Here is a 12384-nt window from a genome sequence, read left to right on the forward strand (position 1 = left end):
ACGCCCTCGGGGGTGGTGGTCACCGGTCGACGCCTCCCATCACGGGGTCGATGGACGCGACGGCGACGATGACGTCGGCCACCTGGCCGCCCTCGCACATCGCCGCCATGGCCTGAAGGTTGGTGAAGGACGGGTCCCGGAAGTGGACCCGGTAGGGGCGGGTGCCTCCGTCGGACACGGCGTGCACCCCGAGCTCGCCCTTGGGCGACTCGACCGCCGCGTACGTCTGGCCCGGCGGGACGCGGAAGCCCTCGGTCACCAGCTTGAAGTGGTGGATCAGGGCCTCCATGGAGGTGCCCATGATCTTCTTGATGTGGTCGAGGGAGTTGCCGAGACCGTCGGGGCCGAGCGCGAGCTGGGCGGGCCAGGCGATCTTCTTGTCGGCGACCATGACCGGGCCGGGCTGCAGCCGGTCCAGGCACTGCTCGACGATGTGCAGCGACTGGCGCATCTCTTCCAGGCGGATCAGGAAGCGCCCGTAGGAGTCGCAGGTGTCGGCGGTCGGGATGTCGAAGTCGTACGTCTCGTAGCCGCAGTACGGCTGGGCCTTGCGCAGGTCGTGCGGCAGGCCCGCCGAGCGCAGGATCGGGCCGGTGGCGCCGAGGGCCATGCAGCCGGCTAGGTCGAGGTAGCCGACGTCCTGCATGCGGGCCTTGAAGATGGGGTTCCCGGTGGCGAGCTTGTCGTACTCGGGAAGGTTCTTCTGCATCTTCTTCACGAACTCGCGGATCTGGTCCACCGCGCCGGGCGGCAGGTCCTGGGCGAGTCCGCCAGGGCGGATGTACGCGTGGTTCATCCGCAGGCCGGTGATCAGCTCGTAGATGTCGAGAATGAGTTCACGATCACGGAAGCCGTAGATCATGATCGTGGTGGCGCCGAGTTCCATGCCTCCGGTGGCGATGCACACCAGGTGGGAGGAGAGTCGGTTCAGCTCCATCAGGAGGACACGGATGATCGAGGCGCGGTCGGGGATCTGGTCCTCGATGCCGAGGAGCTTCTCGACGGCGAGACAGTAGGCCGTCTCGTTGAAGAACGGCGTCAGATAGTCCATGCGCGTCACGAACGTGGTGCCCTGCGTCCACGTGCGGAACTCGAGGTTCTTCTCGATGCCGGTGTGGAGGTAGCCGATGCCGCAGCGGGCCTCGGTGACCGTCTCACCGTCGATCTCCAGGATGAGCCGGAGCACGCCGTGGGTGGACGGGTGCTGCGGGCCCATGTTGACGATGATGCGCTCGTCGTCGGACTTCGCCGCGGACTGGGCGATCTCGTCCCAGTCGCCACCGGTGACCGTATATACGGTGCCCTCGGTCGTCTCCCGCGCCGCCGCGGCTGACGCGCCGGAAGAAGGGGTCTGCGTGCTCATGAGTACGACCTCCGCTGGTCCGGAGCCGGGATCTGGGCGCCCTTGTACTCGATGGGGATGCCACCGAGGGGGTAGTCCTTGCGCTGCGGGTGGCCCTGCCAGTCGTCCGGCATCATGATCCGCGTCAGTGCCGGGTGGCCGTCGAAGATCAGGCCGAAGAAGTCGTACGTCTCGCGCTCGTGCCAGTCGTTCGTCGGGTAGACGGAGACGAGCGAGGGGACGTGCGGGTCGGCGTCGGGGGCGCTGACTTCGAGGCGGATCAGCCGGTTGTGGGTGATCGAGCGCAGGTGGTAGACGGCGTGCAGCTCCCGGCCCTTGTCGCTGGGGTAGTGCACTCCGCTCACGCCCGTGCACAGTTCGAAGCGCAGGGCCGGGTCGTCGCGGAGGGTCTGGGCGACCCGGACCAGGTACTCGCGTTCGATGTGGAAGGTGAGCTCGTCGCGGTCGACGATCGTCTTCTCGATGGCGTTGTCGGGGACGAGTCCCTGTTCCTCCAGGGCGCCTTCCAGCTCGTCGGCGACCTCGTCGAACCAGCCGCCGTAGGGGCGGGTGGCCGGGCCGGGGAGCCGGACGGAGCGGACCAGGCCTCCGTAGCCGGTGGTGTCGCCGCCGTTGTTGGCGCCGAACATGCCGCGCTGGACGCGGATCTCCTCGCCGCCCTCGCCGCGCTGGCCGGGGAGGTTCGAGGCGCCGAGGTCCTTCTCGGGGTTCACCCCGTTGCCGTTCACGTCGCTCACCGCAGCAGGCCCTTCATCTCGATGGTGGGGAGAGCCTTGAGCGCCGCTTCCTCCGCCTCGCGGGCCGCCTCCTCGGCGTTCACGCCGAGCTTCGAGGTCTGGATCTTCTGGTGGAGCTTGAGGATCGCGTCCATCAGCATCTCGGGCCGCGGCGGACAGCCGGGCAAATAGATGTCTACCGGGACGATGTGGTCGACGCCCTGCACAATGGCGTAGTTGTTGAACATTCCACCCGATGACGCACATACCCCCATGGAGATCACCCACTTGGGGTTGGGCATCTGGTCATAGACCTGCCGCAGCACCGGCGCCATCTTCTGACTGACGCGACCGGCGACGATCATGAGGTCGGCCTGGCGCGGCGAGCCGCGGAAGACCTCCATGCCGAAGCGCGCGAGGTCGTAGCGGCCCGCGCCGGTCGTCATCATCTCGATGGCGCAGCACGCGAGTCCGAACGTGGCGGGGAAGACGGACGCCTTGCGCACCCAGCCCGCGGCCTGCTCGACGGTGGTCAGCAGGAATCCGCTCGGCAGCTTTTCTTCGAGTCCCATGTCTTAAAGGCCCCTCAGTCCCATTCCAGGCCGCCGCGCCGCCATACGTACGCGTACGCGACGAAGACGGTGAGCACGAAGAGCAGCATCTCCACGAGCCCGAAAACACCCAGGGCGTCGAAGGTGACGGCCCAGGGGTAGAGGAAGACGATCTCGATGTCGAAGACGATGAAGAGCATCGCCGTCAGGTAGTACTTGATGGGGAAGCGCCCGCCGCCGGCCGGCGTGGGGGTCGGCTCGATACCGCACTCGTAGGCCTCGAGCTTGGCCCGGTTGTATCGCTTTGGACCGATAAGCGTGGCCATGACCACGGAGAAGATCGCAAAGCCTGCCCCGAGGGCTCCCAGTACGAGGATCGGCGCATACGCGTTCACGCTCCTCGCTCCTCTCAGTCGGCACTGACTGCTGGCGGTTGCGTCGGGCAAGCACGCCCCACCCGTCCCACGAACCCCGTGCGTCCCGACGAAGATCGCGGACATGTGAAGCAGGTCACAAGCCCAACTGCCTCGCATCTTATGCCCGCCGGTCTGTGATCTGCGACACGGGGTATTGCACAAGCTTTGTGATCTCCACCACCTGACGAAGGATCATGAAGCCGGATGAGCGGTGATCTTCATACGCGAAGCGTCCGCACGATCACCAGATGTGACATTTCCGCTCGTCATCACAGGTCCGGGGCGGCATCTCAATATCAAGAGACTTCCGGTGCATGCAAATTGGTGCTGGACGCGGGGGCTTGATAGTGGAGCCCGTTCACACATCAGAGGGAGGGGTGTGGACGAATGTGGACGGGCATCAACGCGTGCACGCGTTCACGAGCGAGGACGGTCGAGAGATGTGCGCCGGACGCCGCCGACCCGGCAACCGTTCCGTGACCTGCGTCACATCAGCCTATGAGTCAGATAAACGGGCCTTGGCCACAGGCTGCAACCAATGGTAGGCGGAGGGCAATTCGGACGTAATGGGGAAAGGGCGTGATCAAAGCCTTGATCAGCTCTGTCCAGAATGCCCGTTACGGCGTCAATAAGGAGTGGCGCGAACCGGATTCGGCGGCGGATTGAACAACTGTGGCGCACCACACGTTTCTTGAAGGTATGAGGGAGTCCCTGATACCGGTTGTACCCATGTCCCACACCGCTCACATACGCAACCACCGGAAGCCCCGCCGCAACGCGACGACGCTCGCGATGCGCGCCGGAGTTGCCGGTGGCGTTCTCAGCACCTTGGCCGTGGCCGGTGCGGCTGGTTCGGCAAACGCAGCCGAGTCCGCGACCCAGACCCTCGAACTGCCCACCCTTACGGCCGACCTGGCCACCCAGCTCGCGCAGTCCGCAGACGCCACGCAGCAGGCGGCGGCGAACTACGAACTGCAGGCCGAGCGCGACGCGGCCGCCGCAAAGGCCGCGAAGCAGGCCAAGGCGGACCTCGCCGACGCCAAGAAGAAGGCCGAAGCCAAGAAGAAGGCCGAGGACGCGCGCAAGGCCGCGGCCGCCGAGGCCGTCTCGCGGTCCTCCACGCGGAGCGTCCTGTCCGCCTCCACGGGCTCCGGCGGGAGTTCGACCGTCTCCGCCCCGGCCAGCGGCAGTGTCGCCACCGTCATCGCCTTCCTCAAGGCTCAGGTCGGCGACGCGTACGTGATGGGCGGTACGGGCCCCAACGCGTGGGACTGCTCCGGCCTCGTGCAGGCCGCGTTCCGGCAGGTCGGTGTCGACCTGCCGCGCGTCTCTCAGGACCAGTCGACGTCCGGCACGCCGGTCTCGCTGTCCAATGTCCAGGTCGGCGACATCCTGTACTGGGGTTCGGCCGGTTCGGCGTACCACGTGGGTGTGTACATCGGTAACGGCCAGTACCTGGACGCGGCCAACCCTTCCAAGGGTGTGGTGATTCAGGACCTTTCGGGCTATCCGGCCACGGGCGCGGTGCGCGTTCTCTGAGCCACGGGACCGAGTGAGTCGCGGGACCGAGTGAGTCATACGGCATGAAGGCCGCCACCCGAGCGGGTGGCGGCCTCGTCGTGCTGCCCCGGGGGCGGGACCCGCCCCCGGGGGCCCCGTGTCGGCGTCAGGCCTTCGGTGCCACCTTCGACAGGCCGTTGATGATGCGGTCCATCGCGTCGCCGCCGGTCGGGTCCGTGAGGTTCGCGAGCATCTTGAGGGTGAACTTCATCAGGAGCGGGTGGGTCAGGCCGCGCTGCGTCGCGATCTTCATGACCTTCGGGTTGCCGATGAGCTTCACGAAGGCACGGCCCAGGGTGTAGTAACCGCCGTAGGTGTCCTTGAGGACGCGGGGGTAGCGCTGGAGGGCCAGTTCGCGCTGGGTGGGCGTCGAGCGGGCGTGAGCCTGGACGATGACGTCCGCGGCGATCTGGCCGGACTCCATGGCGTAGGCGATGCCCTCGCCGTTGAACGGGTTGACCAGGCCGCCGGCGTCGCCGACCAGCAGCAGACCCTTGGTGTAGTGCGGCTGGCGGTTGAAGGCCATGGGGAGGGCGGCGCCGCGGATCGGGCCGGTCATGTTCTCCGGGGTGTAGCCCCAGTCCTCCGGCATCGACGCGCACCAGGCCTTCAGGACCTCGCGCCAGTCCAGCTCCTTGAAGGAGTCGGAGGTGTTGAGCACACCGAGGCCGACGTTCGACGTGCCGTCGCCCATGCCGAAGATCCAGCCGTAGCCGGGCAGCAGACGGTCCTCGGCACCCCGGCGGTCCCACAGCTCCAGCCAGGACTCCAGGTAGTCGTCCTCGTGGCGCGGGGACGTGAAGTACGTACGGACCGCGACGCCCATCGGGCGGTCCTCGCGGCGGTGCAGGCCCATCGCCAGGGACAGACGGGTCGAGTTGCCGTCGGCGGCGACGACCAGCGGCGCGTGGAAGGTGACCTCGCGCTTCTCCCCCGCGTCGCCCAGCTTCGCGTGCACGCCCGTGATGCGGCCGGTGCGGTCGTCGATGATCGGGGCGCCGACGTTGCAGCGCTCGTACAGCCGCGCGCCCGCTTTCTGCGCCTGCCGGGCCAGCTGCTCGTCGAAGTCGTCGCGCTTGCGGACGAGTCCGTAGTCCGGGTACGAGGCGAGATCCGGCCAGTCCAGCTGGAGGCGGACGCCGCCGCCGATGATGCGCAGGCCCTTGTTGCGCAACCAGCCGGCCTCTTCGGAGATGTCGATCCCCATGGAGACGAGCTGCTTGGTGGCGCGCGGGGTCAGGCCGTCACCGCAGACCTTCTCCCTCGGGAACGCGGTCTTCTCCAGGAGCAGGACGTCGAGTCCGGCCTTCGCCAGGTAGTACGCGGTCGTGGAACCGGCTGGTCCAGCCCCGACGACGATCACATCTGCGGTGTTTTCGGAGAGGGGTTGGGGCTCGGTCACGGCGGGGTCTCCCCAAGACTCGAAATCTGCGTGCTGACGGGCACTGGACATGGGCAGTCTATGCAGCGGTACTGATCACCTGGTTGAAGGGTTGCCCCGTGAACCAAGCTCTGCCCGACGTACGGCTGCGTGTCCCCACCGACGAGGACGCGTTCGCCTGGCACCGGATCTTCGCCGACCCGGAGGTCATGGAGTTCCACGGCGGGAAGGCGGCCGAGTTGTCGGTGTACGAGGAGCTCACCGCGCGGCAGCGCCGGCATGACGCCGAACTGGGTTTCTGTCTGTGGACCATGGTCGGCCCGGAGGGTGAGGTGCTGGGCTTCACCGGCGCGCAGCCGTGGCCGCGCGCGTGGGGGCCGAGAGGCGAGATCGAGATCGGGTGGCGGCTCGGCAGGGCGCATTGGGGCAAGGGGTACGTCACCGCCGCCGCGCTCACCACTCTGGAGCGGGTGCGCGCGGCGGGCGTCTCGGGCGTCGTCGCCATGGTCAGACCCGGCAATGAGCGCTCCATCGCCGTGACCCGGCGCCTCGGCATGGAGTCGGCCGAGGTCTTCGCCCATCCCACGTCGGCCGAGCCCGCGCACTGCTACCGCCTCGCCCTCTGACGGCTTCCGGAAGGGCCGACCCCGGGCTTACCCTTCCGGTACCGCTGGGGGTGACGTCCGTGCGCCTGACACCCAAGACACCCGAAGTGCGCGTGCCGCGGCTCATCGGCCTGATGGCCGTGGACGCGCGCGAGACGGCCGACGCGCGAGGTGTGCTGCTCGCCGCGCCCGACCGGCCCGACTTCCATCTCACCGTCGTCGACTACGTCGTACGCCAATACCCGCCGCCCGGCTCCGAGGTGCCGCGTGGGGCCGTGGTCACCGTGTGGTTCGACCTCGGTGACGCGGAGGGCGGCGCGGGCGTGCGGGAGCCGCGGCTGCCGCGACCGCCGTCGGGGGGCATGCGCCGTGAGCTCGACGAGCCCGGGGACCCGTTCGAGGTGCTCAGGTGAGACAGGCACTCTCCGGAGCCCAGAGCGCCAGGTGGGCCCGGAGGAGCCGTCAGACGGCCTTGTAGCCCCGGTGCAGGGCCACCACGCCGCCCGTCAGGTTCCGCCAGGCCACCTTCGACCAGCCGGCCTTGCGCAGCTTCTCCGCGAGTTCGGGCTGGTTCGGCCAGGCGCGGATGGACTCGGCGAGGTAGACGTACGCGTCGGGGCTGGAGGACACGGCACGGGCGACCGGCGGCAGCGCACGCATCAGGTACTCGGTGTAGACCGTGCGGAACGGCGCCCAGGTGGGGTGCGAGAACTCGCAGATCACGACGCGGCCGCCGGGCTTGGTCACCCGGTAGAGCTCGCTCAGCGCGGTGTCGGTGTCCTGGACGTTGCGCAGGCCGAAGGAGATCGTCACCGCGTCGAAGGTGTCGTCCTTGAAGGGCAGCTTCGTCGCGTCACCCGCGGTCAGCGGCAGCCAGGGGTGGTTCTTCTTGCCGACCCGGAGCATGCCGAGGGAGAAGTCGCAGGGCACGACGTACGCGCCGGTGCGGGCGAAGGGGAGGGACGAGGTCGCCGTACCGGCCGCCAGGTCCAGGATCTTCTGCGCGGGGCGCGCGTCGACCGCCTTGGCGACCTCCCTGCGCCACACCCGGTCCTGGCCGAGCGACAGTACGTCGTTCGTCAGGTCGTACCGTTCCGCCACGTCGTCGAACATCGAGGCGACTTCGTGCGGCTGCTTGTCCAGGGATGCGCGGGTCACTCCCCCATTGTGGCAGCACGGACCGGGCGACTCTGCGGCGCCCGGCCCGTACGCCGGTCTCGCACGCCCCCTTCAGGGAAGCAGCTTCGGCTTCTTCTTGGCGGCCACGTCCTCGACCCAGCCGACCAGCGGGATGGCGATCCAGATCAGCACCCAGCCGATGCCGAACATGAACCACTGGCTCTCCAGCGGCAGCCACTTCTCGAAGGCGGGCACCTTCCAGAACTGGTCGATCAGCGGGACCGCTAGCACGAGGGCGATCTCGTGCCAGAGGTAGATCGTCACCGCCCGCCCGTTGAATATCGTCACAATCCGGTCGAGCCGCTTGAAACGGGCGAGCCAGGCGAAGTCGACGTTGTAGTACGCCTTGAAGTACATCAGCAGGGTGACGAAGCCGGCCGACCAGAAGGTCTGCGCGACGGGGATCTCGTCCAGGTCGTAGGTGCCGAACTCCGCCTGGTGGGCGAAGGCGTACCAGCCGCCGTACGCCAGGAGGGCGAGCGACGCCAGGATCACCTGGGCCGGCTTCAGCCGCCGGAGCACGCCCTCTCGGTGCGCGAAGCCGACCAGCCAGCAGAACAGGAAGGTCGCGAAGTCCGTCAGGCCGCTGCCGAAGCGGTTGTCCGACGGCTGCCAGGCGTACTGGAAGACCAGGATCGGGGCCAGGGACAGGAGCAGGACCGGGAGGGGGGCCTTGCGGAAGACCTTCAGGAGCAGCGGGGACATCAGGACGAACCAGAGGTACGTCCGCAGGTACCAGAGGATCTCCCAGGCCTGGATGCCCCACTCGTTGCCCGGCGGGTCGCCGACCGGCACGATCCAGAAGACGATCTGCCAACCCGGCATCCAGTCGTGGATCAGCATCGCCACCACGACGAAGAAGCCCCAGAACCAGAAGGGCGGCAGCAGCCGTCGCATCCGGCTCTTGACCACCTTGAGCGCGGGGCGCTCCAGGGACTTGGCCATCAGCGAGCCGGCGAGCGCGAACATCACGCCCATCGACGGGAAGACCAGGCCGGCCCAGGCCCAGCCGAAGGTGTGGTACGCCACGACACGGACCAGCGCGACGGCGCGCAGCGCGTCGAAGTACCGGTCGCGTCCGGTGCCCTTGGCCTTCGGGGCGGGGCCGGCGGCCGGGCTCTCGGGCTCCCCGGCGTCAGGGCTGGGCTCGGTCCGGACAGCGGCGTCCACCGCGGGCTCCGGCTCGATCACCGGCAGGGGTGCCGTCTCGGTGACGTACACCTGGCCCTGGTCGGCGTACCCCTGGCCGTAGCCGTACTGCTGGGGAACCCGAGGCTGAGGACCCTGGCCGTAGGGATCGGGCTGCTGCCCGTACCCATAGTCGTATCCCGGCTGGCCCTGCTGGCCTTGGTACTCCTGCTGGCCCTGCTGCCCCTGCTGCCCCTGCTGGCCTTGGTACTCCTGCTGACCCTGCTGCCCCTGCTGCCCCTGCTGGCCTTGGTACTCCTGCTGACCCTGCTGCCCCTGCTGGCCTTGGTACCCCTCATATCCCTGGTACCGCTGTTGTTCCGAGCCCCAGCTCATGTCAGCTCACTCCTGCCGGTGTCCCGACCTCACCCGTGCGCTTGAGCTTCTGCCAGCGGAGCCGACCGCCGGTCAGGGCCGTCACGGAGGAGTGGATCAGGACGAGATACATCATCTGGCGGTAGGCGAGCTGCTGCAGCGGCAGCATCGCGAGGTAGCGGTACTTCTCGCGGTCGAGGCGGAACGCATAGGCGGCGCAGACGAGTTGGACCACCAGCACCGCCAGCCAGGCCAGTAGTGAGGCCCAGAAGTCCACGAAGATCATCGAGTAGACGGTGAACACGTCGATGAGCGGCGCGAGGACCGGGGTGATGATCTGGAAGATCACGACGAGCGGCATGCCGATGCGGCCGAAGCGACCCGACGGGCCCTTGTCCGTCAGGGACTTGCGGTGCTTCCACAGCGCCTGCATGGTGCCGTACGACCAGCGGTAGCGCTGCGACCACAGCTGCTTGAGCGAACTCGGTGCCTCCGTCCAGGCCTTGGCGTGCTCCTGGTAGACGACCCGCCAGCCCGCTCGGTGCATCGCGATGGTGATGTCGGTGTCCTCGGCGAGCGTGTCCTCGCTCATGCCGCCGACCTCGAGGACCGCGTCGCGGCGGAACGCGCCGATCGCGCCCGGGATGGTGGGCATGCAGCGCAGCAGGTCGTACATGCGGCGGTCGAGGTTGAAGCCCATCACGTACTCGATGTGCTGCCAGGCGCCGATGACGGTGTTGCGGTTGCCGACCTTGGCGTTGCCCGCGACCGCGCCGATGCCCGGGTCCGCGAAGGGCTGGACGAGCTGGTGCACGGCGTCCGGCTCGAAGACGGTGTCGCCGTCCATCATCACGACGATGTCGTAACTGGCGTTGCGGACCCCGTTGTTGAGGGCGGCCGGTTTGCCCGCGTTCTCCTGTCGGATGACCCGGACGTTGGGCAGGCCCAGCGACTCGGCGATCTCCTTGGTGCCGTCCGTGGAGCCGTCGTCGACGACGATGATCTCGATCGGATGGGTGCTCTGGGCCAGCGAGTGGAGCGTGTTGGCGATGCACTCCTTCTCGTTGTACGCGGGCACGATCACCGTCACCGGCCTGGTGACCGTCGGCCCCCAGCTGAACTTGCCACCGTTGCCGCGCTTCTTGTTGCGCTGTCCGTAGTGGCGGCGGGCGAGGATCAGCATCATCCCGAAGCGGCCCATGACGGAGATGCCGACGACCAGCAGCAGCCAGGAGAGCAGCGGCAGGACCCATTCGGCGACCGCGACCGCGTAGATGAGGGCCTTGCCCTCGTAGAGGGTGGCGCCGGTGGCTTGCTGCTGACCGGACTGCTCGATGTTCACCTTCCTGGCGGAGCCCGAACCGGGCGCGGACTGCGTGCCGCCCGGCTGCTCGCCCTGCGCGCCGGTGCCGCCACCCGCGGCCGTACCTGCACCCGCACCGGCCCCCGCACCGGCACCGGTCTGTCCGACCCCGGCCTCGACGGCCTGTCCGGAACCGGTGGTGACCGTGCGGCCGGCACCGTTCGGCACTCCGTTCAGCTTCGCCATCGCGCCGCTGACGGTGGCGAAGGAGTACCCCTTCGCCTTCATCTTCTTGATGTACGTGTCGAGCGCCTTGACCGTCTCCGAGCGGTCGCCGCCCGCGTCGTGCATGAGGACGACGGCACCCTTGTTGTTCTTCGGCGTGGCCCACTGGACGATCTTCGAGACGCCCGGCTTCTTCCAGTCGTCGCTGTCGGTGTCGACGAAGACGCTGGTGTAGCCGAGGTTGCCGATCTCCTTGTAGACGGGCCAGCTGTAGTTGTCGACGGCGTTGATCTCCGAGGAGTACGGGGCCCGGAACAGCGTCGTCGTGATCCCGGCCGCACCCGCGAGCGCGAGCTGGGTCTGCTTCAGTTCGCGCTGGAGCCGGCCCGTGCCCTGGTAGGAGAGGTCGACGTGGGTGAAGGTGTGGATGCCGACCTCGTTGCCCTGGTCCACGAGGTCCTTCACGACACTCGGGTAGCGGGAGACCATCGAGCCGACCATGAAGAAGGTGCCCTCGACGCCATTGTCGTCGAGCACCTTGAGGATCTGGGGAGTCCAGGTCGGGGTCGGACCGTCGTCGAAGGTGAGCACGATGGTCTTCTTCGGGACGGACTGGGTCTTGGCCGTGCCGCCCGTGAACGTCAGGAGCGGACCGCCGTCGAGGATCTTCTGCGGCACCTTGTCGTAGGCCGCGCCGTCGCGCACCCGCGCGTCGTTGCCGATCTCGGAACGCAGATAGCCGTCGAGCAGCATCACGCTGGTGAGCCCCAGCAGGAGCAGCAGGGCGAGGATCACACGCGGTTTCTGCAGCGCCGCGGCCTTGCCGGCCGCCCGTTCCATCTTGGTGGGGGCGCGCCGGCGTCCGCGCGGAGGCGTCGTCGAAGTCATGGAGGTGGGTCCGTTTCCGGTCAGTTGGCGCCGGTGGAAGCGGACGCGGAGGGGGTCGAGGAGACGGCCGAGGAGGGGGCCGCGCTCTGGGGCAGGCGCGACGGCGCGGTGCCGGTCCGCCTGCCGGCGGGGACCTCGCGGCCCTGCGGCTGAAGGTCGCGTCCGGGTGCGGAGCCCGCCTGGCCGCCGCCGAACGGGATCAGCGAGGACGGGGTCAGCGAGGTGCCCCAGCCCATGAAGGCCATCCCGAGGACGACCGCGTAACCGAAGCAGACGGCGCCGACGAGCATGCCGAACCTGCGCAGCAGACGTGCTCTGCGCCCGGAGTTGTCAACGAACACGGGACCGTCTTCGGACGCGTTGCCGCGTTTGCGGCGGCGGCCGCGCCCTTGACTGTGGTTTTCGATGGCTGACTCGGATTGCATTCCCCGGATATTAGGGCTCCTCTATGTGGCCAATTCTCTGTTTCTCATGTGAGGCGCCCATGAAACTTGGCCCAAGCTGTCCATTCCCTGAGAGAATCCTTGAACATCCACGCAGCCCACGGGCGATATATTTTTACCTTGTGCACCATTTTGCGGCCCGATCTATCCGATTCATGCACCGCTACTCATGGGTCACCCATGAGCTTCCTGTATTCGGGAATCCCCCTCGGATGTGCCACCTTGGAACTCCTGAATCGCACTTTGTTTCG

12 protein-coding genes are annotated in these 12384 nt (G+C 67.9%); 3 read left to right on the forward strand and 9 right to left on the reverse strand.

Annotated features, from left to right (window positions below; all coding sequences use genetic code 11):
* Positions 1–19 precede the first annotated feature (19 nt).
* The 4 genes from OG819_RS09870 to OG819_RS09885 are packed head-to-tail and all read right to left on the reverse strand — an operon-like array spanning position 20 to position 3025.
* Complete coding sequence (locus tag OG819_RS09870; RefSeq protein ID WP_266627438.1) at positions 20–1363, reverse strand: NADH-quinone oxidoreductase subunit D; 1344 nt, start codon at positions 1361–1363, stop codon at positions 20–22.
* The gene (locus OG819_RS09875; protein WP_266627436.1) at positions 1360–2100 is read right to left on the reverse strand and encodes an NADH-quinone oxidoreductase subunit C; all 741 of its coding nucleotides are present in this window, start codon (positions 2098–2100) and stop codon (positions 1360–1362) included. Before OG819_RS09875 ends, OG819_RS09870 begins: the two co-directional genes overlap by 4 nt.
* The gene (locus OG819_RS09880; protein WP_003998928.1) at positions 2097–2651 is read right to left on the reverse strand and encodes an NADH-quinone oxidoreductase subunit B family protein; all 555 of its coding nucleotides are present in this window, start codon (positions 2649–2651) and stop codon (positions 2097–2099) included. The genes OG819_RS09875 and OG819_RS09880 overlap by 4 nt, the downstream gene beginning before the upstream one ends.
* Positions 2652–2665: 14 nt before the next feature.
* On the reverse strand, positions 2666–3025 hold the full coding sequence (locus OG819_RS09885) for an NADH-quinone oxidoreductase subunit A (protein ID WP_007383963.1): 360 nt from the start codon (positions 3023–3025) through the stop codon (positions 2666–2668).
* A 720-nt stretch (positions 3026–3745) separates the two neighbouring features.
* Here OG819_RS09885 and OG819_RS09890 point away from each other — a divergent pair.
* Positions 3746–4585, forward strand: a complete 840-nt coding sequence (locus OG819_RS09890) for a C40 family peptidase (protein WP_266648984.1) — start codon at positions 3746–3748, stop codon at positions 4583–4585.
* 127 nt (positions 4586–4712) lie between these two features.
* Here the strand turns inward: OG819_RS09890 and OG819_RS09895 are convergent, their stop codons facing one another.
* Positions 4713–6008 (reverse strand): geranylgeranyl reductase family protein, encoded by a 1296-nt coding sequence (locus OG819_RS09895; protein ID WP_054232148.1) that lies wholly within the window; start codon positions 6006–6008, stop codon positions 4713–4715.
* A gap of 98 nt (positions 6009–6106) precedes the next feature.
* On the opposite strand from OG819_RS09895, the gene OG819_RS09900 reads away from it, so the two are divergent.
* Positions 6107–6613: a GNAT family N-acetyltransferase gene (locus OG819_RS09900; RefSeq protein WP_266627430.1), complete on the forward strand. Its 507-nt coding sequence runs from the start codon at positions 6107–6109 to the stop codon at positions 6611–6613.
* Between the two features lie 59 nt (positions 6614–6672).
* Positions 6673–7005, forward strand: a complete 333-nt coding sequence (locus OG819_RS09905; protein WP_266584723.1) for a PASTA domain-containing protein — start codon at positions 6673–6675, stop codon at positions 7003–7005.
* A 49-nt stretch (positions 7006–7054) separates the two neighbouring features.
* On the opposite strand, the gene OG819_RS09910 is transcribed toward OG819_RS09905, so the two are convergent.
* The 4 genes from OG819_RS09910 to OG819_RS09925 all read right to left on the reverse strand — a co-directional run bounded on the left by OG819_RS09910 (position 7055) and on the right by OG819_RS09925 (position 12115).
* Positions 7055–7750, reverse strand: a complete 696-nt coding sequence (locus OG819_RS09910) for a demethylmenaquinone methyltransferase (RefSeq protein ID WP_266437487.1) — start codon at positions 7748–7750, stop codon at positions 7055–7057.
* 72 nt (positions 7751–7822) lie between these two features.
* Positions 7823–9295, reverse strand: a complete 1473-nt coding sequence (locus OG819_RS09915; protein WP_266648986.1) for an acyltransferase — start codon at positions 9293–9295, stop codon at positions 7823–7825.
* Between the two features lies 1 nt (position 9296).
* Positions 9297–11690: a bifunctional polysaccharide deacetylase/glycosyltransferase family 2 protein gene (locus OG819_RS09920; protein WP_266648988.1), complete on the reverse strand. Its 2394-nt coding sequence runs from the start codon at positions 11688–11690 to the stop codon at positions 9297–9299.
* Positions 11691–11710: 20 nt separating this feature from the next.
* Entirely contained in the window at positions 11711–12115 is a 405-nt protein-coding gene (locus OG819_RS09925; RefSeq protein WP_266648990.1) for a hypothetical protein, read from the reverse strand.
* Positions 12116–12384 lie beyond the last annotated feature (269 nt).

It is taken from the genome of Streptomyces sp. NBC_01549, assembly GCF_026339955.1.
In the GTDB taxonomy this organism is placed as follows: Bacteria; Actinomycetota; Actinomycetes; order Streptomycetales; family Streptomycetaceae; genus Streptomyces.

Coding starts and splice junctions, on each gene's coding strand:
- OG819_RS09870 (WP_266627438.1), bottom strand. CDS start 1,363: ATGAGCACGCAGACCCCTTCTTCCGGCGCGTCAGCCGCGGCGGCGCGG.
- OG819_RS09880 (WP_003998928.1), bottom strand. CDS start 2,651: ATGGGACTCGAAGAAAAGCTGCCGAGCGGATTCCTGCTGACCACCGTC.
- OG819_RS09890 (WP_266648984.1), top strand. CDS start 3,746: ATGAGGGAGTCCCTGATACCGGTTGTACCCATGTCCCACACCGCTCAC.
- OG819_RS09915 (WP_266648986.1), bottom strand. CDS start 9,295: ATGAGCTGGGGCTCGGAACAACAGCGGTACCAGGGATATGAGGGGTAC.
- OG819_RS09920 (WP_266648988.1), bottom strand. CDS start 11,690: ATGACTTCGACGACGCCTCCGCGCGGACGCCGGCGCGCCCCCACCAAG.
- OG819_RS09925 (WP_266648990.1), bottom strand. CDS start 12,115: ATGCAATCCGAGTCAGCCATCGAAAACCACAGTCAAGGGCGCGGCCGC.